Origin of the sequence: Gordonia sp. 852002-50395_SCH5434458 (assembly GCF_001665905.1) — a bacterium.
Lineage (GTDB): Bacteria > Actinomycetota > Actinomycetes > Mycobacteriales > Mycobacteriaceae > Gordonia > Gordonia jacobaea.
This window is the reverse complement of sequence record NZ_LZTC01000023.1, coordinates 90290-110599: the sequence shown is the minus strand read 5'-3', so window position 1 is coordinate 110599 and position 20310 is coordinate 90290. Positions and strand designations below refer to the sequence as shown.

Here is a 20310-nt window from a genome sequence, read left to right as displayed (position 1 = left end):
CTCGTCGTTGTTGCCGGTTCTCGTCCGTACCGCGCTCGCCGCGTCGGGGGTTGGCCCCGTCGGCCTATGTGCTGACCAGTGTGCCAATACGCTCGCCGGCCACCGCACGCGCGATGTTTCCCTTCTCCAAGAGATTGAACACGAGCATCGGCATCTTGTTGTCCATACAGAGACTGAACGCGGTCGCGTCGGCGACCTTGAGCTCCTTGTCGAGTACCTCGCGGTGGGTGACCTCGCGATACAGCGTCGCGTCGGGGTTGGTCCGCGGGTCGTCGCTGTACACAGCGTCGACAGCCTTCGCCATGAGCACGACCTCTGCCTTGATCTCCAGCGCACGCTGAGCAGCGGTCGTGTCCGTCGAGAAGTACGGCATGCCCATGCCGGCACCGAAGATCACAACGCGACCCTTTTCGAGGTGGCGCTGGGCACGCAGCGGGAGGTAGGGCTCAGCGACCTGGCCCATCGTGATCGCCGTCTGCACGCGGGTGCTGATCCCGCGCTTCTCCAGGAAGTCCTGAAGGGCGAGGCAGTTCATCACCGTGCCCAACATGCCCATGTAGTCGGATCGGGCACGGTCGAGGCCGCGTTGCTGGAGTTCGGCACCTCGGAAGAAGTTGCCTCCACCGATGACGACCGCGACCTGGACGCCCGAATTGACCACCTCGGCGATCTGATCTGCGACGGTGCTCAGCACGTCGGGATCGAGACCGACCTGACCACCCCCGAACATCTCGCCGCCGAGCTTCAGCAGTACGCGGTGGTAGCCCGGTCGTGCGGATTCCTGGGACTCGGGGGTTTCGCTCATCAACATCCTCAACTCGTCGGTTCGCCTCGTCCATCTTATGGGGACGTCGCGGTCTTCGTGATCGCGGTCGCCGATCGACACTCCGGTAGGGCGCGACTCGGCCCCTGCCGACGCGGGCACGACAGGTCAACACAGAGTGACGTGGAGGCGAAGGAGCAGCTCAGCGGCGATGAGCGGCCGCGAACAGGCTCCGTAGCGCAGGCCTGTCGTCGAGGACCGGATACGACCGACGTGGACTGTGCACGCCGTCGCCCTCCATCACGAACGCGACGAGGGGGCTCCCGGAATCCGCGATACCCACTCGCGACAGGAATGCTGCGACGATCTGACGCGACATCGGCCCCAGTTCGTGAAGGGGACGATTGCGATGTATCCGCAGCCCGAGGTTGACCTGACCGATGGCATCGATGCCGTGGCGGGCAAGGGTGTCGAGCACGATTCCGATCTCGACGCCGTAGCCGGGGGCGAAAGGAATGGAGGTCAGCAGTTCCCGTGTCGCGGCGTACTCACCCGCGAGCGGCTGTATCAACCCGCACAGTTGCGGACACAATGCCGCGATCAGCGGCCGTACGGTGAGCTCGGTGACCCGTCCCCCGCCTGACGGATCGACCCCGTCGACGCCCATGAGAGGACGCCGGTAGTAGCCCTTCACCAGCTGCAGGTCGGGCGTGGTGAGTAGTGGTCCGACCAGCTTGGGCACATACGTCGGATCCGGGTCGACGAGGTCGCTGTCGACGAACGCGACGAGGTCGCCGGTCGTCGTCGCCAACGAACGCCACAGCACCTCACCCTTCCCGTCGGCAACCGGGATGCCCTCGAGTGCGGACTCCCGCGTCTCCACCCTTGCTCCGGCCGCACGCGCGACCTCGATCGTCGAATCGGTGGACCCGGAGTCGACCACGACGAGCTCATCGACCAGCGTGCCGACCAACGGCAGGATGGCTTCGACGACGCTGCCGACCGTCCGTTCTTCGTTGAGTGCGGGCAGGACGACGGAGATCGTCCGCCCGGCTTTCGCTTCGACGAGCTCCTCGACCGAGAAACCAGGACGTTCCCACGTGTTGGACTCCAGCCAGGTGGCCGACCCCTCCGACGTCGAAATCGTCATCGACGACGCAGCGTCGGCATCCGACGCCGCGTTGACCGCGTGATGCCCGCTCATCGCGTCAGCGCCGCCTTGAACTGCGGCCATGCCCGGTGCAGCTCGTCCTGCCAGTACGGCCAGGCGTGTGTACCGCCCTCATAGAAATGGAACGTCGCGGGCACGCCCAACTCGCGCATCCGCCGCTCCAGGTTCCGCGAACACTGGTCGGTTGCCGTCTCGATGACCGCACCGACAGCGACCTGCTCGGCGAGCTTCTGCCCGTTGCCGTCGATGCCGGGACCGTTGATCGTGTCGTAGCGACCGGGCACCCCCGAACCGTTGGAGACGTAGACAGACTTGCCCCGGAACTGCTCGACGTGCAGGTAGGGATCGTTGTCGCGCCACGCCGGAGCCGTCGGCGGACCCCACATATTCACCGTGTTGCCCCCACCGCGGCCTTCCACGACCAACCGAACCGCCGCCTGGCCTGCCGGATCGCTGGTCTGGGCACAACCGCTGAACGACCCGAGTGCGCGATACAGCGTCGGCGCGTGCAGCGACAGCTGGAACACCGATGTACCGGCCATGGATATCCCGGCGATGGCATTGCGGCCGTTGCCGTTGAACCGCTTGTCGACGACCGAGGGAAGCTCTTCGGTGAGGAAGGTGGCCCATTTCTGCACACCCAGCTTGGGATCGGTGCGCTGCCAATCGGTGAAGTAGCTCGCCGCACCGCCCATCGGCACGACCACGTTCACATCCTCGTGCGCAAAGAAAGTTCGGATATCGGTCTGGTCGAACCAGCTACTGCCACCGTCGCCGCCCGCGGCGCCGTTGAGTAGGTAGAGCGTGGGAGCTGCCGCGCCGCTACGTGCGGGAATGACTTTCACCGGAACCGAACGTCGCATCGCAGGCGAAGCCACCTCGACGTCGATCTCCGTCGGGGCAACGACGTTCTCCGACACGATGCGGGCTCCGCCCGGCTCGGCCGCCGCCTCCGGCCCCGCGACAACGGCGCCACTGAGCGCACACGCCGCGGACGCGATCGCGACGACACATGTGCGCAGGGCGCGTCTGCTGCGCGCCCTGCCACGACACGCCGCCACGTCGACGTTCAGCCTTGCTGACTTCACTCGAATCTCCCCACATTCACCATCTGACACGTACCGCGACCATCGCCGCCGACCACGCGCACGCTCGCGAGTCAAATCGACCCGACCCGACTTTCACCTCGCCCCGCGCGTGACACCCGCTTCGCAGTCGGAACATCTGTGATCACGAAATAAGCGGCGAAGGACCCCCGATGCGGGCAGTGTGCCGTACGCGATAACCGGTTGTCCACCGGTTGAAGAAAGACCGGGAAGTTGGTCTTTTGACCCAATACCCACGGTCGCGAAAATGGCCTTGTTGGTCTTTTGACCCACTTCAGTTCACTTGACTAACAACGGTTTTCACTGCTCGCGTGAGGCCACCCCGCCAATTGCGGCAATTAGCCAGTTACGGTACCGTCGCTGCAATATTGCATGACGTGTCATTTTCCGTCGTGAGGTGAGGGGAAATCGGGGTCCACACTCATCCACCGCCAGAGTGAATTGAGGTATTACCGATGGTCAAGTTCGGCCTGATCGATGAGTGGCAGCCCCGCGTAGGAACGGTGACCAGCTGGACGCTCTCCCCCGAGGCGATTGCCACAGGAGCACAGGCACCAGTTCATCCGGTACCCGCGTCACATCAGCAGGAGGAATACCTCAACGCCGCACTGCGCAACGAGTCCGCCGGATTCCGATTCTCGCGACTTTGCTTGGAAGCCTTCGACTTTCAGACACCCCTTGATCGAGGCGCACTCGAGCGTGCGGTCACGACGTTCCTGCGCAGACACGACACCTACCTCTCCTGGTTCTCGGCGGAGGATGACGGATCGATCGCCCGGCACGTCGTCGATCCCGAGATCGTCGAGCTGTCGGCGACCGACCACGGCACCGTCGGGACGGCAGAAGAGATCCGAGCTCTCATTTCGGACATCACACCGGGTCCATTTCACTGGAACTGTTTCACATTCGGAACAATCGAATGGGATGGTGGCTTTACCCTCTACGCAGCCGTCGACCATCTCAATACCGACGGTATTTCCCAGGCGCTGACGTGCGTCGAACTGATCACCCTGTATTCCAATGAGGCATTCGGACTCAAGAACCCGGTTCCCGAGATAGGTAGCTATCTCCGTTATTGCGAGCATGAGCGCAGCGTGTCTCGCGACCTGACCGCGCAGTCACCCGAGGTGCGCCGGTGGATCGAGTTGATCCGGAACAATGATGGTGAACTACCACACTTCCCACTGCCGCTGGGCACGGAGGCCGAGGGCTATACACGCAGTGCGCATCTGACGGAGGGCGTCTTCGACGAGTCCGCCGCTCAACGATTCGAGAAGATCTGCAAAGAGAACGGCGCCAACATGACCGCGGGACTCCTCGCGGTGGCCGCCATTGCGTACTGCGAATTCACCGGTGCCGCAGAGTATCTCGCGATGACACCGAAGAGCACCCGTGCCGTCGGTCCCGAGCTGAACTCCGTCGGATGGTTCACCAGCCTCATTCCCGTGCCGATCGCGGTCGCGCCCGGTGCCAACTTCACCGACATCGCAGCCCTGGCAGGACAGAGCTACACGGCGGGCAAGGATCTGACCGACGTGTCGCTGCACCGCGTGGCGCAGTTGGTCTCCGACGACGACGCCGTCGACATCCCCGTGGGATGGACGGTGCCGATGTTCTCCTACATCGACGTCCGCAAGCTTCCCGGAGTCGACCTCTTCGATGCCATCAACGGCTGCCTCTATGGCAATCGCGGCAGTAGCGAAGAGGTCTTCATGTGGGTCAACAGGTTCAACGATCAGACGTCGATGACCTTCCTGTTCCCCGACACCGACGAGGGCCGCGACTCGCTCGCGCTCTACACCGAGAAGGTCAAGAAGATCATGCGGGCAGTGGCCGACCAGGGCGATTACCGGTCCGAACCAGCCGCCGCGAACTGATCGGTCGTAGCCGCGTGGCTGCCAACACCACCCCCGTGGTGTCGTCGAATGCGGCACCCGACACACCGACGCGGGCCGCGTGGCTCGCGCTGGCGGGGTGCCTGCTCGGCGTGTTCATGCAGATGCTGGACACGACGATCGTCAACATCGCGCTCCCCGACCTCACCGTCGACCTCGGCGCGTCGACGTCGGAGCAGTTGTTCGTCCTGAGCGTCTACACGCTGGCCTTCGCGTGCACGCTCCTGACTGCTGCGACGCTGGGTGGTCGCCTCGGTCGACGTCGCATGTTCATCGTCGCGATGGTCGCATTCACGGTCACGTCCGTGCTGTGCGGCCTGGCCCGCAGCCCACTCGAGCTGATCATCTGCCGCGGCGCCCAGGGCATGAGCGCAGCGCTGATGTCGGCACAGACGTTGGCGCTGATCGCTGCGTTGTTCCCCAAGTCGCGCCACGGCGCGGTCTTCGGCATCTACGGCGCGGTCGCGGGACTGGCGGCCATGTTGGGACCGGTCCTCGGCGGACTCCTGGTGACCGGGGATCTGTTCGGTTGGGGATGGCGCGCGATCTTCTTCGTCAATGTTCCGATCGGCATCGTGGCATGCGCGCTCGCGGGCCGTCGACTTCCGCAGATGCGCGACGCCGACCCGCCGCGGCTCGATCTGGTCGGCGTGGCGCTGTCGACCGCGGGCCTGTTCCTGCTGCTCTACCCGTTGGCGGTGGGCCGCGAGCAGAACTGGCCACCGCGTCTGTGGGCCATGATGGGTGCGGCAGTGGTCCTGTTGGCCCTGTTCGTCGTCGTCGAACGACGTCTGCTCCGCAGCGGAGGCGCTCCCCTGCTCCGACTCGATCTCTTCGCGTCTCGACGATTCTCCGTGGGGCTGCTTCTCTCGCTGCTGTTCTTCAGCGTCTTCGCGGGGTTCTTCTTCACGGTGTCGGTCGCGACCCAGTTCGGCCTCGGCTACTCGGCGTTGCGCACCGGCCTGCTCGCACTTCCGTTCGCGATCGGGGCGGCCGCGGGTTCCGTCGGTTCGCCGCTTGTGGTTCGTCGGCTCGGGCCGGCACGCACACTGTGCCTCGGTGTCCTGATCTTGTCGGCGGGACTCGCCTGGCTCGCAGCAGAATTGGAGCCACAGACCGCGTCGTTGTCGGTGGTGGCCGTCATCACGCCGCTGGTCGTCGGCGGTATCGGCACGGGATTCTTCATCGCTCCACTGCAGACGGCAATTCTCTCCGACACGAACGACCAGAACATCGGCTCCGCGTCGGGCTGTGTACCGACGGTGCAGCAAATCGGCGCGTCGATCGGACTGGCCGTGGTCACGATCTTCTTCTTCGGTCAGGTCTCGGCCCAGTCGGTCGAGGCGGTTCCCGCCGCGCGCGCCGGATTGTCGGCAGCGCTCGAGAACACCGACGTCGACCCGATGTTCCGCAGTGCGGTGGCCGACCGTTTCGCCGACTGCGCATCGGCTCAACTGAGCTCGGCGCATCCCGAAACTCCGGCACCGGGTTGCTCGACGTCGGGGTCTGCCCAGCAGGGCGTGGCCGCCACTGTCGCACGGCAGGCGGCGCCGGAACTCAAAGTCGCGGGCAGGCATGTCGCGGCACAGAGCTTCATGGGCGCATTCCGCGCGACCCTCTGGGTGCTCGCGATCCTCGGCTGTGTGATCGCCGTGCTGTCGCTCGCGCTCGGCCGTCGCAGTGGCGACCAGCAGCCGCACTAGCAACCAACAGTCGGTAACAACCCACAGACTGTCGCAACCAACAACAGGCCGGCTCACGACCACCAACGCCCGCATCCGATCTCGGATGCGGGCGTTGGTGGTCGTGCCTGCGCCTGTAGTCGGCGCTAATGCTTTAGGACTGGCCGACCTCGAAGCGGGTGAACGCCTTGACGGTGGCGCCCGCCTCGTCGAGAACGTTCTTGACGGTCTTCTTGGAGTCCTTCACGAACGGCTGGTCGATGAGGACCGAGTCCTTGAAGAATCCGGTCAGACGGCCTTCGACGATCTTCGGGAGAGCCTTCTCCGGCTTGCCTTCTGCCTTGGCGGTCTCCTCGGCGATGCGACGCTCGTTCTCGACGACGTCAGCGGGGACCTCGTCGCGAGTGGCGTAACGCGCCTTGAGAGCGGCAACCTGCTGTGCGGCATTGCGCGCGGCCTCGGCAGCGGCATCGCCGTCGCCGTCGTAGGACACGAGAACGCCGACGGCGGGAGGCAGGTCGGATGCACGCTTGTGCAGATACACGGCGACGGGTCCGTCGTAGTAGACGACGCGGCGCAGTTCGAGCTTCTCGCCGATCTTGGCCGAGAGTGCCTGCACGGCATCGGCGACGGTGCCGTCACCGAGCTTGGCTGCCTTGAGCTCCTCGATGTCGCTGGTCTTTGCGACCAGTGCGGAATCGAGAACCTGGTCGGCGAGCGCCTGGAACTCGGCGTTTTTGGCGACGAAGTCGGTCTCCGAGTTGAGCTCGATCATCGCGCCGCCCTTGGCGGCGACGAGGCCTTCGGCGGTGGAGCGCTCTGCGCGCTTGCCCACGTCCTTGGCGCCCTTGATACGGAGCTCCTCGACAGCCTTGTCGAAGTCGCCGTCGTTGTTCTCGAGGGCCTTCTTGCAGTCCAACATGCCTGAACCGGTGAGCTCACGGAGACGCTTCACATCGGCTGCGGTGTAGTTCGCCATCGTTGGCGAGCCTCCTTCAAGTGGGTTAAACGGTGCGGGTGCCCGCAGAATCCGGAGGGATCCTGCGAGCACCCGCCGGTGGCTATCGGCTACGCGCGTCAGGCGGTAGCGGGCGGCTCCGTCGCGGCGGGAGCCTCGGCAGCAACCTCTGCTGCCGGTGCGGCAGCCTGGGTCAGCAGTTCCTGCTCCCACTCGGCGAGCGGCTCGCCTGCGGCGGCGTCGGGCTTGGCGTCCGAGGATGCCTGGCCAGCGCGAGCCTGAACACCCTCGGCGACGGCCGAAGCCACGACGCGGGTGAGCAGAGCAGCACTGCGGATCGCGTCGTCGTTACCCGGGATCGGGTAGTCGACGAGGTCGGGATCGCAGTTGGTGTCGAGGATCGCGATGACCGGGATGTTGAGCTTGCGTGCCTCACCGACAGCAATGTGCTCCTTGTTGGTGTCCACCACCCAAATGGCAGAAGGCACCTTGGCCATATCCCGGATACCGCCGAGTGTCCGCTCGAGCTTGTTCTTCTCGCGGGTCAGCATCAGGATTTCTTTCTTGGTGCGACCCTCGAAACCGCCGGTCTGCTCCATGGTCTCGAGTTCCTTGAGACGCTGCAGACGCTTGTGGACGGTCTGGAAGTTGGTGAGCATGCCGCCGAGCCAGCGCTGGTTCACGTAGGGCATGCCGACGCGGGTGGCCTCAGCGGCGATCGACTCCTGAGCCTGCTTCTTGGTGCCGACGAACAGGATGGTGCCGCCGTGGGCGACGGTCTCCTTGACGAACTCGTAGGCCTTGTCGATGTAGGTCAGCGTCTGCTGCAGGTCGATGATGTAGATGCCGTTGCGGTCGGTGAAGATGAATCGCTTCATCTTCGGGTTCCAACGGCGGGTCTGATGCCCGAAGTGTGCGCCGCTGTCGAGCAGCTGCTTCATGGTTACGACAGCCATGAGTCTTCTATCCTTTGTGTGCAGTTGACATCGCCATCGGGTGATGACGATCCTGGCGCCTGCGTCGCGCGGACCCGGGTGTCCGGGACCGCCCACGCGAGTTTGTCGGCTCTCACACGCGACCGTGGTCGCCGTGGTGCATTGCCTGATGCAGGCGCGCGAAGTCACCTCATCCGCAGATGAGATGCCCCATCAGCTTACGCCGCCGCAGTTCAGAACCCAAAACGCCCCCTGCACAGCCCACCCTTGAAGAATTCTTTCGCGCCGATGGACCTTTTGGCACCGCGCCTGCGTCAGAGTCGGCATGGACACCCGCAGAGTCGACATGACCACCGACGTCACGCCGACCAACTCACACTCCGGCGACCCAACCGGGCGCCTCCCGATTGTCCGACGACTGGTCGTCGTACTCACCGACATCGCCCTGACCAGCGCACTTCTGCTTGGCGTTCCGTCACTTGCCTCCGCCCGTCCGCCCACCTACACCGCGCCGCTCGCTCCCAAGCCGACGGTGGTCACCGGATTCGACGAGCCTGATCAGCGGTGGCACGCGGGCCACCGTGGCGTCGACCTCGCCGTCGTCGAGGGCACGCAGGTTCTCGCGGCAGGCGACGGGGTGGTCCGGTTCGCGGGCGTGGTCGGCGGCAAGTCGACGGTGTCGATCCAGCATCCCGACGGCCTGATCACCACCTACGAGCCGGTCCGCCCAACGGTTCGGCGCGGAGATCGTGTGAGTCGCGGGGCATCCATTGGGACAGCGCTGGGCGGACACCCCGGATGTCCGGCGACCGCCTGCGTGCACTGGGGCGCACGACGCGGCGCGGGGCGGAGCGCCGACTACGTCGACCCGCTCGGACTACTCGGCGCCGTACGGGTGCGCCTCAAACCGCTCGACGGCTGACGCGCCGCGGCATGTCGGCTTCCTCCCGGATCACGCCCGCGGGTGCGCCTGACGGTGGGCCGCACGCAGACGTTCGACGCTGACGTGCGTGTAGAGCTGCGTCGTCGCCAACGACGCGTGGCCGAGGAGTTCCTGCACCACACGGAGATCGGCCCCGCCCTCGAGCAGATGGGTCGCGGCGGAATGTCGGAGACCGTGGGGTCCCATTGACGGCCCGCCGGCGGCCTCGACGGCCCGGTGCACGACGCTGCGAGCCATGCGCTGATCGAGGCGTCCACCGCGCGCACCGAGCAACAGGGCTTCTCCCGACCGTTGCCCCACCAACGACGGTCGACCGTCGCGGAGCCAGCGGGCCACGGCTTTCGCCGCGGGCGCGCCATAGGGCACCGTTCGCTCTTTGTTGCCCTTCCCGATCACGCGCACCACCCGGCGGTGGGCATCGATGTCCGCGATGTTCAGCCCGCACAACTCGCCGACGCGAATCCCCGTGGCGTACAACAACTCCAGAATCGCGATGTCTCGAAGTGCGATGGGATCGTCGCTCTCGCGGAGCGACACTGGTTCTCTGCCGCCGTCGACGTCGCTGTCCGACGCGGGGCTCTGCCGCCCCGCAGCGGCGATCGCGGCGACGGCCTCGTCGGGCGCGAGGATCGGCGGCAGTATGCGATGCGCCTTGGGAGCCTGCAGCCGTGTGGACGGATCGTCGCCGAGGATCTGTTCTCTGGAGGCCCAGGCGCAGAAGGTCTTTGCCGACGAGACCTGACGCGCGACGGTGGTGCGGGCCGCGCCCCGTCGAGTGTGTTCGGCCAGCCAGGACCTCAGCAATGCCAGATCGATGTCGCCGACAGGGACTCCCCTGGCGCCCGCGAACGCGATCAGGCCTCGCACATCCGACAGGTATGCACGGATGGTGTGCTCACTGCGGCCGCGCTCGTGTCGCAGATGGTCGGCGAAGTCGTCGAGCACGGACATGGTCATCGATCGATGACAACCAACGACGCGCGTGTACGCAACCGCACACGCGCGTCGTTGTCAGATTGTCACTGGGTCAGCGGGTGCCACGCACTCGGGACAGCCGTCCGGCCACCCGACCGGCCGTCGCTCTTCAACCGGTGACGCCCGCGCCCTCCTCCTCGGCACGCAGATCGGACTTCCATTGCCGGAAGCCCTCTTCCGTACGGCCCCGTCGCCAGTAGCCGGAAATCGATGCCTTCGCTGCGCTCACGCCACGCTCCTTGCGCACATAGCCGCGCAGGTTGTGCATGACGGCCTGCGCCTCGCCGTGGATGAAGACGTGCGGTTCGCCGTCGAGCCACTCGGTCTCGCGCACCGCCGCGATCAGCGGGGCGTTGTCGCCCGCGCGGTCGTCGGGCACCTCGCCCGCAGGACCGCCGCGATGGACCCAGGTGATCTGAACGCCGGACGGCACGTCGAGCGGGACTTCGTCGTCGGGGCCTGCGACCTCGATGAACGCTTTCGCGATCGCACCCTCGGGCAACGACTCGATGGCTGCGGCCAGCGCGGGAAGGCCTGCTTCGTCCGCGGCCAGCAGGTGCCATGCGGCATCGTTGTCGGGGCGGTAGCCACTACCCGGACCGAGGAAATGCACGGTGGAACCGGGAGCAACCGTCGCAGCCCAGGGACCGGCAATGCCCTCGTCGCCGTGCACCACGAAGTCGATCGCGATCTCGCGCGCATCCTCATCGACGGCGCGGATGGTGTACGTGCGCAACACGGGCTGCTGTTCCGGCGGTAGCGACCGCGACGCCCTCGGATCGAAGTCGTCGGGGAAGTCGACACCGTCGGGCATGAAGATCAACTTCACGTACATGTCGGTGTCGCGTTCGTCCCGTGGCGGTAGTGCCGCCGCGAAATCGCCGAAGCCGTCACCACCCAGATAAAGCCTCACCATGTGGGGTGTGATCTGCTCTCGCCGGAGCACCGTCATCGAATTCACGCGCTTTGCCATGAAACCTCCTAATGCATTCCAGCTTACGCCACTCGAATTAGGGTTACCTAAATCGCGAGTCTCCATCCCGCTCCGTCGCCGGCGATCAGACCTGCGATCTCCAGCCCCGCGAGCGCAGCTCGCACGATACCGACGTCGAGGCCCGCGGCGAACGAGATCTCGGTGATCGTTGCACTCCCCTCACCCGGAATCGCGTCGTGGACCCGCTTTTCGTCGTCGGTCAGCGTGTCGGTCGGGCGTTCGCGACCACGACCAGGGTCGCCGCCTCCGTCGGGTACCGCCAGTGTGATGACCGACGCCGCGTCGGTCACGAGTACGCCGAGCCCGTCGGCGATCAGGCGATGGCAGCCCACCGACGTCGCCGACGTGACCGGCCCGGGAACGGCGCCGACCGGGCGGTCGATCGTGCGTGCCCATGCCGCCGTGTTCGCAGCGCCCGACCTCTTACCTGCCTCGACGACGACCGTTGCCGACGACAGCGCCGCGACCAACCGGTTTCTCGTGAGGAACCGGTGCCGTGCGGCCGTGGTGCCCGGCGCGTACTCGGAGACCACGGCTCCGCTGCCCGCGATCTCGGCGAGCAGCCGGGCATGTCCCGCCGGATAGTCACGGTCGATCCCGCAGGCAAGGACCGCCACGGTGATGCCTGCCGACGCGAGCGCGGCACGATGCGCGGCGCCGTCGACGCCATAGGCACCACCCGAGACAACAGCCCAGCCCTGCGCGCACAGCTCGCTCGAAAGCTTCCCGGTGACGTGCTCGCCGTACGACGACGCCGCGCGCGATCCGACGAGCGCGATCGAAGCGGCCGCGACGTCGTCGAGGCGCGCTGGGCCGCGCACCCAGAGTGCGATGGGTTCGTCGCCGTGCGCATTCGGCTCGAGTCGCGTCAACGGGAGCAACGACCAGGCGGGCCATTCGGAGTCGTCGGACGTGATCAAGCGAGCATCCACCGCGTGTGCGGTGTCGAGATCCTCGGCGGGAGTGCAACTCTCGGCTCGAGCGCTTGTCGGACCCAGAACCGCCTCGTGACCGCTCGGTACCCGTCGACGACGAATGGCGTCGGCCGCGGCCTCTGCTCCGATGTCGTCGACGAGGCGTCGAATCGAAGAACACGGAGGTTCGGCTACAGCACTCAGATAGGCCCACGCGCGCAGCAACTCATCGTTGTGGTGGGTGTCGGCGTACACGGTCATCGAAATCCCCCTCGGTCTCGGTACAGAAGTGCTTGCGCCACATCGGTTTCGGTCGGTACGTCGCCACCGCGCAAGTCGTTCAACGTCCACGCGACTCGCAAAGCCCGATCGACGCCCCGCGTGGTCACGCGCCCCTCCCGAACACAGACGTCGACGGGTCGAAGAGCTTTCGGTGACAGCCGAAACTGTTGTCGCAGTGCCGAACCGGGCACTTCGGAGTTGGTTCGCCAGCCGTGCTCACGCCAGCGTTCGATTGCCGCGGAACGCGCGGCGGTCACCCTTGCCCGGATGTCGGCGCTCGACTCCTCGGCTGCCATCATCAGCGCGGCGTTTCCCGGCGGCTCCATCTGCACCCGCAGATCGACACGGTCCATCAGCGGTCCGGACAGCTTGCCCAGATAGCGCCGCCGCACGACCGCGCTGCAGACACAGTCGACGTCGTGCACCGGCGCGCACGCGCACGGATTGGCGGCGAGAAGCAGCTGGAAGCGCGCCGGATAGGTGGCAACCCCGTCGCGACGACTGATCCGTACCTCTCCCTCTTCGAGTGGTTGTCGCAGGGAGTCAAGCACTTTGGGCCCCATCTCGGCACACTCATCGAGGAAGAGGATTCCCCGATGTGCGAGCGATACCGCTCCGGGCCGCGCGATGCCGGTACCGCCACCAACCAGGGCGGTGGTCGAGGTACTGTGGTGCGGGGCCACGAACGGTGGCGACGTGATCAACGGCTGGCCCGGACGCAACCGTCCCGCGATCGAGTGAAGTGCGGTGACCTCCAGCGATTCCTCCTCCTCGAGGGGCGGCAGAATGCCCGGAAGTCGTCGGGCCAGCATCGTCTTCCCGATACCCGGTGGGCCGGTCATCATGACGTGATGTGCTCCGGCAGCGGCGATTTCGAGTACGTGGCGCGCCTCGCTCTGACCGATCACATCGGCCATGTCGGCGATCGGATCCGCGGGGAGCGCCTTGATCTCACACACCGTGTCCAGTACGCACTCGCCGCGCAGCCACGAGGCCACCTCCGACAGTGAATGAGCGCCGCCGACCTCGATATCGCGCACGAGGGTCGCCTCACCCACCGACTCGATCGGCACGACTGCACGAGCGAAACCCGCGTTGCGCGCCTCGATCACCGCCGGAAGCACGCCGCGCACCGGACGGAGACGTCCGTCGAGTGCCAGCTCGCCCAGGAAGATCGTCCCGCCCAACCTCGACGTGGGAACAGCGTCCGTCGCGGCAAGTATCGAAACGGCAAGGGCCAGATCGTGTCCCGACCCACTCTTAGGCATCTCCGCGGGAGCCAGGTTGACCGTCACCTTCTTCTCGGGGAACTTGACCCCCGAGTTCGAGATGGCGGCCCGCACCCGGTCGCGCGCCTCTCGCAACGACGAATCGACATTGCCCGACAACGAAAAGCCCGGCAACCCCTGACTCAGAGATGCCTGCACCTCGATCACGCCTGCCTCAAAAGCATTCAGACCAACCGAATGACAACGCCCCAACGACATCGCACGTCCCTACTCGAACACGCCGGTGTGGTGGCGCAACGCAGCGAACTCTGTGCGATCGGGATAGCGCGAATCGAGCTGCACCGAGATGACGTCGAATCGGATGGTCGGCCAGAACATCTCCTGCTCGGTGAGCCAGATCCGAGTCAATCGGCGCAGGCGCGACAACTTGTCGGCGGTCACCGCCTGCGCGGGATCGCCAAACACCCGACTGGCCCTCGTCTTGACCTCGACGACGACCAGCGTCGGGTCGAAGTCAACGTTGTCGTTGGCGATCAGATCAATCTCGCCATACCGGCAACGCCAATTCCGTTCCAGGACAGACCAACCCAGACCGATGACATATCTGGCTGCCAGATCTTCACCCAACTGCCCGATGAAGGCCCGCCGATCCGGACGCCGCTGCGACGACTCGCTTCTCATGCCACAACAGTCGCCGACGGCGACGACGAAACAGCGAGAGAACCGGGATCAGTGCGTAGGTTGTGGAGCGACCGCCACCTGTGGACAGACGGTCATGACCCTCACGGCTCGTCGGGCAGCCGCAGCTCGGGCTTCTCGAGCTCTTCGATATTGACGTCCTTGAAGGTGATCACACGGACTTGCTTGACGAATCGGGCAGGACGGTACATGTCCCAGACCCAGGCGTCGCTCATGCGGAGCTCGAAGTACACTTCGCCATCGGTATTGCGCGGGACCATCTCCACGGCATTGGCAAGGTAGAAGCGCCGCTCGGTCTCCACCACGTAGGTGAACTGGCCGACGATGTCCTTGTACTCCCGATACAGGGACAACTCCATCTCGGTTTCGTACTTCTCGAGATCCTCAGCGCTCATCGTGCAAGCCTATCGCGATCGGGTTCTGACGGGAGGTCTGGTCGGGGTCAGCGACGTCGGGCCGCGACGTTGCGATACGACATCCGGTGCTGGTGGGAGGGGCCATGCGCGTCGAGGCAGGCCATGTGATGCGCGGTGCTGTAGCCCTTGTGGATCGCGAAGTCGTAGCCGGGAACCTCGTCGTCCATCGCGACCATGATCCGGTCGCGTGTGACCTTCGCGAGGATGCTGGCGGCAGCGATGCACGCCGCCGCGCCATCGCCGCCGATCACCGGGAGCGACGGGGCGGTCAGGCCCGGAACCGCGAAGCCGTCGGAAAGGACGTATCCCGGTGTCACGTCGAGTTGTGCCACTGCTCGACGCATGCCCTCGATATTGGCGACGTGGATACCGATCCGGTCGATCTCGTCGGCGTCGATGACGACAACCGACCAGCTCGCGGCATACCGCGTGACAGCACGATAGAGGGTTTCGCGCGTGGCCTCGGAGAGGCGTTTGGAATCGTCGAGATCAGCCAGCGACGTCAGTTGAGTCGGCTTGAGGACGCATGCCGCGACCACCAGAGGGCCTGCGCACGCACCCCGACCTGCTTCGTCGACGCCTGCGACCGGACCCAGACCACCGCGATGCAGCGCGAACTCGAACGTGCGCAGCCCCGCGGCTCGCCGAACAGGTGACCTCGGCGGCCACGAACCCACGACGCTGCGACTGGTCACTGCTGCGGGTTGATCGAGCCGACACCACCGATCCGCGACACGGGGTAGATAATGAAGCGCACCTTGCCGCGGACGTCGGACACCGGAACGGTGCCCTGCAGCTCGTCGGTGACGTGATAACGCGAGTCCGCCGAGTACTCGCGGTTGTCGCCCATGACCCAGAGGTTGCCGTCGGGCACCTTGATGGGGCCGAAGTCGGGACCGTAGCAACTGGTCACCTGGTTGTCGGGCTCACCGGACTGGCCCGACGCCACGTCGCGCGACTGAAGACTCTTGTCGATGTACGGCTCGTTCAACGGCTTGCCGTTGACCTTCACGCCGACACCCTCGGCGTTGCGACATTCGACGGTCTGACCGCCGGTGGCGATCACGCGCTTGACCAGATCGTTCTCGTCGGGCGGCGCGAATCCGAACCACGACAGACCGTTCTGCAGACCGTGGACGACGGGATTATTCGACCGTGGCGACTCCCAGTCGCCATCCCACGACGATGTCGGGGCACGAAAAACGACCACATCGCCGGGCTCCGGATCGCCGAAGCGATACGCGAGCTTGTCGATGACGATGCGGTCGTTGGTGCAGCCCTGACATCCGATGAGCGTCGACTCCATCGACTCCGACGGGATCACATACTGCCGACCGATGAAGGTCTGCAGAATCCACGTCACCAGCAGAACGCACGCGACGATGATGATCGTCTCGCGCAGCCATGAACCACGTTTCCGTTTCGGTTCGTCGTCGTCATCCTTGGTGCGCCAGGGGCGCTCCTCGGAGTCCTCGGACCGGCCATCGACAGGATCTGCCGGGCTCGAATGGGCGTCGTCTGCGTCGGAGTGATTCGCCGCGCTGTGTTCGGATGCCACGTCGTCAGGGTAGACGCGTCAGCGCTTTTCCTTGATCTTGGCTGCCTTGCCGCGCAGATCGCGCAGGTAGTAGAGCTTCGCGCGACGCACGTCGCCGCGAGTCAGGACGTCGATCTTCGCGATGTTGGGGCTGTGCACCGGGAAGGTACGCTCCACGCCAACACCGAACGACACCTTGCGGACGGTGAAGGTCTCGCGGACACCGCCACCCTGGCGACGGATGACGACACCCTTGAAGACCTGGACGCGCTCCTTGGAGCCTTCGATGACCTTGACGTGAACGTCGAGGGTGTCACCGGGGCCGAACGCGGGGATGTCGTCGCGCAGCGACTGCTTGTCGAGGAAGTCGAGGGTGTTCATAATGTCGTTGTTCCTTAATGTGGCTACTGATGAACAGAGGAACCTGGCGACCCCCGCCATTGGCGTCGACGTTCCGACGGTACGGCGTGAAGGGGTTCGAACCGGTTCGTGCTCCGAGTCATGCCCGAGACGTCGGTCGACGGCCTCAGGCAACCCGTCCATTGTGCCAGAGCACCAGGGTGGAAGTGAAATCGCGCGTCCGCGGCACGAGCCGAGACTCCCATCGTCGACTCACGTTCGCGGCGACGGCGGCGATGCCACCGCAACACCCTCTGCCACCAGCACCGATGCGATTCCCTGCGGTATCGTCATGGCCGACGCCACGATGACCGGTGTCAGCCGCGCGCGTGCCATCTCGGCGACGATCGCGTATTCGGGCGGGCCTCCATCGCCCGCGAGCAACTCGCTGGGTGCGATCGCGAAACCCGGACGCTGATACGGCTGCGGGTCGCTGGTGGCAACAACCCTGACCTGGGCGCCGTCCGCGTCGGTTCCGACGCCGATCGCAACACGCATCCACTCGGAGAAGGGCGACGGCAGCGACGTCTGCAGTATCGCCGCACGCTCGATCAGCCATGTCGGGTCGATGTCGGGGGCGCCGGCTTGGCCTCCCACGGCACGGGCACCCTGCAACGCACCACCCGCCGACGCCCCCAGCGCACCGAGAGCCCCGAAGCCTCCCGCGGTCATCATGCCGCTGGTCGCTGCGGGCGGAGTCGATTCGGTTCGCTGTTCCGAATCGGCCACCTGTGCTGCGGAATCGCCCGCATCGCCGGCGCGCCCGGTGTACTCGTCACCCGCGGCGGACAGCGCGTAACGACCTGCACTCGCCGCCGACACCCGAGCCGAGTCGTCGCCGAGTGCGTCGGCCACGGAACCCGCCAACCGGTCGCGGTCGGCGATGGACGCGAGCAGTGTCATTTCCGCACGCGCGTCGACAGTCGCCAGCGCGAGGGTGTCGAGCGACGTGGCGAACGCGGCGAATCTGTCGGCAACGCCGCGTATGCCGGTGACGTCCGACGTCACCTGTGTGAGTGCGTCGATCAGCCCGTCGCGGAAGCGTCCCGACCCGTCGTGGTCGCGTCGCAGGGCGTCGATGACGTCGGCGAGGTCGCGCAGTTCGTCACCGATTCCGCGGAGGCGGCGGCCACAGTCGACGAGCGCGGTCTCGTCGGCGCTGGGCCAGCACCCGGGCGCGAGCGACTCGGCAAGACGTCGAAGCTCCTCCGTCGCACTGGCCGCGGAGTACGCGGTGTTCACGGGCCCGTTCATGGCGCGCACCTGTCTGCTCCGGCGATCTGACCGGATGTGCGGAACTGAGCGTCGAGTTCGCGGTCGACGTCGACCACCTGCGTCGCCCCGCTGACGGCGTTGTCGGCGATGACCGTGAGCACCTGCGACAGCCCCTCGACTCCACGCAAGCACCCCTGTTCCGCACGCAGCGCCCCCGGACGAAACGCCGCGGCGGGCGCGCCCTGACCCATCGCGTCGCCGACGACGAGTCCGACGGCCGTCACTTCGTCGCGCATCGCGTCGACGCGTCGGGCGATCTCGGACAATCGGCGCCCAAGATCAGCGCTCGCCGTGCCGTCGACACGCATCGTCGACGCGTCGTCGTGAGGTGTGCGCAACGGCTCGTTCATCGGGCTACCTCGTCTCCACGCGTCGGCACCTCGTCGTGGCTTCGCCGGACGTCGGAGTAGGTGGGTCCGAGCTCGGACACAGTGCGCAGCAGGCGCTCTCGCTGGTCGTGGAGCTCCGAGTCTGCGCGCGTGGCTAGTTCGACAATGGTCGCGGAGAGCTGATCAGCACGGTAGTGGCGCAATGCGGCTGGGCGAATGTCGACGTCGCGCACGAGTCCCCGCGATCCGACAGTCACGCTCACCAATCGATCGGGAGTCGACGCCTGCGCGGTCAGCCGATCGAGTTCGCCTGCGACTCTTGCCAATTCGACGCGCTGATGGTCGACCTCGTCGAGCATGCGTGTCCATCGATCCCGCACAGCACTCCCCTCCCCACCCCGGCCAACTGCGTCGCTGTCACTGCCCGGTTTGCGGAGAATCATAACCGGACGCCGACAGGCACACGCCGTCTCGACGCACACCTGTGGATATCGCGGACCGCCGAGGAGGCCCCGGAGAGCCCGCCAAGGAGCCGCGAAGAGTCAGTCGTCGAGCAGGTCGGGTCTGCGCTCGTGGGTTCGTTGCAGCGACTGCTCGTGACGCCAGGCGGCGACTTTGGCGTGGTCGCCACTGAGCAAGACCGGCGGAACGTCGAGTCCGCGCCACTGCACGGGGCGCGTGTAGCTCGGACCTTCGAGCAGCCCGTCGGAGAACGAATCCTCCTCGTGCGAGCGCGGATTGCCGAGGACACCGTCGATGAGCCGCACTGTCGCCTCGATCATCGCCATCGCGGCCACTTCGCCACCGATCAGCACGAAATCGCCGAGCGAGACCTCTTCGACGCGGACGCGCCGGGCGGCGTCGTCGAAGACTCGCTGGTCGATTCCCTCGTACCTGCCGCACGCGAACACGAGATGCTTTTCGCGGCTGTAGCGCTGCGCGGTTTCTTGTCGGAATGGAACGCCCGCGGGCGTCGGGACCACGAGGAGGGCGTCGTCCGGGCACACCTCGTCGAGACACGGTCCCCAGACGTCGGGTTTCATCACCATGCCCGGCCCGCCACCGTATGGCGAATCGTCGACGGCGCGGTGCACATCGTGGGTCCAGTCACGCAGATCGTGAACCCCGACCTCGATCGCCCCCTTGTCGATCGCCTTGCCCAGCAACGCAATTCGCAGGGGATCGAGATACTCGGGAAAAATGGAAACGATATCGATGCGCATGGGACCGGTGCGCAAAGGGTCCGCGCGCACCGAATCCGTACGCGGTGATTCGCTCATGACTCGCCGACGTCGAGCAGCCCGTCGGGCGGGTCGATCACGATGCCGTCGAGTCCGACGGTCGGCACGATCTCGCGCACGAACGGCACCAGAACCTCGCGCCCATCGGCTGTCTTCACGGCCAGCAGATCGTTGGCGGGCAGATGCAGCACCGAGCCGACAACGCCAACCCGTTCACCCTCGACGGTGGTGACCTCGACGCCCTCGAGTTCGTGGTCGTAGAACTCGTCCGGGTCGTCGCCGGAGTCGACGTCGGCGCTGTCGATGAGGAAGAGTGTGCCGCGCAATGCGTCGGCAGCGGTGCGGTCGGACACCTCGGCCAACGACAGCAACAGCCGCCCGGCATGCTGCCGGGCGGCTGTCACCGTGTAATTCTTTTCGTCTCCCCCACGACCGGGTCGGCCACGGACGACCGAGCCGACCGCGAAGCGATCCTCCGGAACGTCGGTACGCACGTCGACAACGACTTCACCACGAATACCGTGTGACTTCGCGACACGTCCGACGACGAGATCCATCGTGGAGCGT

22 protein-coding genes are annotated in these 20310 nt (G+C 65.9%); 3 read left to right on the top strand and 19 right to left on the bottom strand.

All coding sequences use genetic code 11. The annotated features are described in order from the left end of the window. Positions 1 to 64 precede the first annotated feature (64 nt). The 3 genes from pyrH to A5785_RS05435 form a co-directional block, all read right to left on the bottom strand. Positions 65 to 805: a UMP kinase gene (gene pyrH / locus A5785_RS05445; protein ID WP_064864910.1), complete on the bottom strand. Its 741-nt coding sequence runs from the start codon at positions 803 to 805 to the stop codon at positions 65 to 67. 160 nt (positions 806 to 965) lie between these two features. After that, the gene (locus A5785_RS05440; RefSeq protein WP_064864901.1) at positions 966 to 1913 is read right to left on the bottom strand and encodes a glucosyl-3-phosphoglycerate synthase; all 948 of its coding nucleotides are present in this window, start codon (positions 1911 to 1913) and stop codon (positions 966 to 968) included. A 50-nt stretch (positions 1914 to 1963) separates the two neighbouring features. Then, positions 1964 to 3022 carry an alpha/beta hydrolase gene (locus A5785_RS05435; protein ID WP_231894535.1) on the bottom strand — a complete coding sequence of 353 codons (1059 nt, stop codon included), beginning with the start codon at positions 3020 to 3022 and terminating at the stop codon, positions 1964 to 1966. Positions 3023 to 3495: 473 nt separating this feature from the next. Here A5785_RS05435 and A5785_RS05430 point away from each other — a divergent pair, with 473 nt between their 5' ends. Both A5785_RS05430 and A5785_RS05425 read left to right on the top strand, forming a co-directional pair. Further along, positions 3496 to 4917, top strand: a complete 1422-nt coding sequence (locus A5785_RS05430; RefSeq protein ID WP_064864849.1) for a condensation domain-containing protein — start codon at positions 3496 to 3498, stop codon at positions 4915 to 4917. A 14-nt stretch (positions 4918 to 4931) separates the two neighbouring features. Next, entirely contained in the window at positions 4932 to 6638 is a 1707-nt protein-coding gene (locus A5785_RS05425; RefSeq protein ID WP_064864846.1) for a DHA2 family efflux MFS transporter permease subunit, read from the top strand. 133 nt (positions 6639 to 6771) lie between these two features. Here the strand turns inward: A5785_RS05425 and tsf are convergent, their stop codons facing one another. After that, positions 6772 to 7596 (bottom strand): translation elongation factor Ts, encoded by an 825-nt coding sequence (gene tsf, locus A5785_RS05420; protein ID WP_005204975.1) that lies wholly within the window; start codon positions 7594 to 7596, stop codon positions 6772 to 6774. Between the two features lie 98 nt (positions 7597 to 7694). Continuing rightward, positions 7695 to 8531 (bottom strand): 30S ribosomal protein S2, encoded by an 837-nt coding sequence (rpsB, locus tag A5785_RS05415; protein WP_005204976.1) that lies wholly within the window; start codon positions 8529 to 8531, stop codon positions 7695 to 7697. A gap of 325 nt (positions 8532 to 8856) precedes the next feature. On the opposite strand from rpsB, the gene A5785_RS05410 reads away from it, so the two are divergent. Then, the gene (locus A5785_RS05410) at positions 8857 to 9432 is read left to right on the top strand and encodes a M23 family metallopeptidase (RefSeq protein WP_064864843.1); all 576 of its coding nucleotides are present in this window, start codon (positions 8857 to 8859) and stop codon (positions 9430 to 9432) included. Positions 9433 to 9462: 30 nt separating this feature from the next. Here the strand turns inward: A5785_RS05410 and A5785_RS05405 are convergent, their stop codons facing one another. The 14 genes from A5785_RS05405 to rimM form a co-directional block, all read right to left on the bottom strand. Then, positions 9463 to 10410 carry a tyrosine recombinase XerC gene (locus tag A5785_RS05405; RefSeq protein WP_064864840.1) on the bottom strand — a complete coding sequence of 316 codons (948 nt, stop codon included), beginning with the start codon at positions 10408 to 10410 and terminating at the stop codon, positions 9463 to 9465. Positions 10411 to 10537: 127 nt separating this feature from the next. Next, a complete protein-coding gene (locus A5785_RS05400) occupies positions 10538 to 11401 on the bottom strand; it encodes a siderophore-interacting protein (protein WP_064864837.1) in 864 nt (287 codons plus the stop codon). Positions 11402 to 11448: 47 nt separating this feature from the next. Beyond that, a complete protein-coding gene (dprA, locus tag A5785_RS05395) occupies positions 11449 to 12597 on the bottom strand; it encodes a DNA-processing protein DprA (protein ID WP_064864835.1) in 1149 nt (382 codons plus the stop codon). Beyond that, positions 12594 to 14105 carry a YifB family Mg chelatase-like AAA ATPase gene (locus A5785_RS05390; protein WP_064864831.1) on the bottom strand — a complete coding sequence of 504 codons (1512 nt, stop codon included), beginning with the start codon at positions 14103 to 14105 and terminating at the stop codon, positions 12594 to 12596. Before A5785_RS05390 ends, dprA begins: the two co-directional genes overlap by 4 nt. A 9-nt stretch (positions 14106 to 14114) precedes the next feature. Continuing rightward, positions 14115 to 14528, bottom strand: coding sequence for a YraN family protein (locus A5785_RS05385; RefSeq protein ID WP_064864828.1), 414 nt, complete (start codon positions 14526 to 14528; stop codon positions 14115 to 14117). A gap of 101 nt (positions 14529 to 14629) precedes the next feature. Further along, positions 14630 to 14941 carry a DUF2469 domain-containing protein gene (locus A5785_RS05380; RefSeq protein WP_005176689.1) on the bottom strand — a complete coding sequence of 104 codons (312 nt, stop codon included), beginning with the start codon at positions 14939 to 14941 and terminating at the stop codon, positions 14630 to 14632. 47 nt (positions 14942 to 14988) lie between these two features. Continuing rightward, positions 14989 to 15639 (bottom strand): ribonuclease HII, encoded by a 651-nt coding sequence (locus A5785_RS05375; RefSeq protein ID WP_064864897.1) that lies wholly within the window; start codon positions 15637 to 15639, stop codon positions 14989 to 14991. A gap of 14 nt (positions 15640 to 15653) precedes the next feature. Next, complete coding sequence (gene lepB, locus A5785_RS05370; RefSeq protein ID WP_064864825.1) at positions 15654 to 16520, bottom strand: signal peptidase I; 867 nt, start codon at positions 16518 to 16520, stop codon at positions 15654 to 15656. A gap of 18 nt (positions 16521 to 16538) precedes the next feature. After that, the gene (gene rplS / locus A5785_RS05365; RefSeq protein WP_005204995.1) at positions 16539 to 16880 is read right to left on the bottom strand and encodes a 50S ribosomal protein L19; all 342 of its coding nucleotides are present in this window, start codon (positions 16878 to 16880) and stop codon (positions 16539 to 16541) included. A gap of 231 nt (positions 16881 to 17111) precedes the next feature. After that, positions 17112 to 18152 (bottom strand): hypothetical protein, encoded by a 1041-nt coding sequence (locus tag A5785_RS05360; RefSeq protein ID WP_064864894.1) that lies wholly within the window; start codon positions 18150 to 18152, stop codon positions 17112 to 17114. Then, complete coding sequence (locus A5785_RS05355) at positions 18149 to 18523, bottom strand: hypothetical protein (RefSeq protein ID WP_064864822.1); 375 nt, start codon at positions 18521 to 18523, stop codon at positions 18149 to 18151. Before A5785_RS05355 ends, A5785_RS05360 begins: the two co-directional genes overlap by 4 nt. Next, positions 18520 to 18882 (bottom strand): YbaB/EbfC family nucleoid-associated protein, encoded by a 363-nt coding sequence (locus tag A5785_RS05350; RefSeq protein WP_082946534.1) that lies wholly within the window; start codon positions 18880 to 18882, stop codon positions 18520 to 18522. Before A5785_RS05350 ends, A5785_RS05355 begins: the two co-directional genes overlap by 4 nt. A gap of 162 nt (positions 18883 to 19044) precedes the next feature. Beyond that, positions 19045 to 19725 (bottom strand): tRNA (guanosine(37)-N1)-methyltransferase TrmD, encoded by a 681-nt coding sequence (gene trmD / locus A5785_RS05345; protein ID WP_064864890.1) that lies wholly within the window; start codon positions 19723 to 19725, stop codon positions 19045 to 19047. A gap of 53 nt (positions 19726 to 19778) precedes the next feature. Then, a complete protein-coding gene (gene rimM, locus A5785_RS05340; protein ID WP_064864815.1) occupies positions 19779 to 20300 on the bottom strand; it encodes a ribosome maturation factor RimM in 522 nt (173 codons plus the stop codon). Positions 20301 to 20310 lie beyond the last annotated feature (10 nt).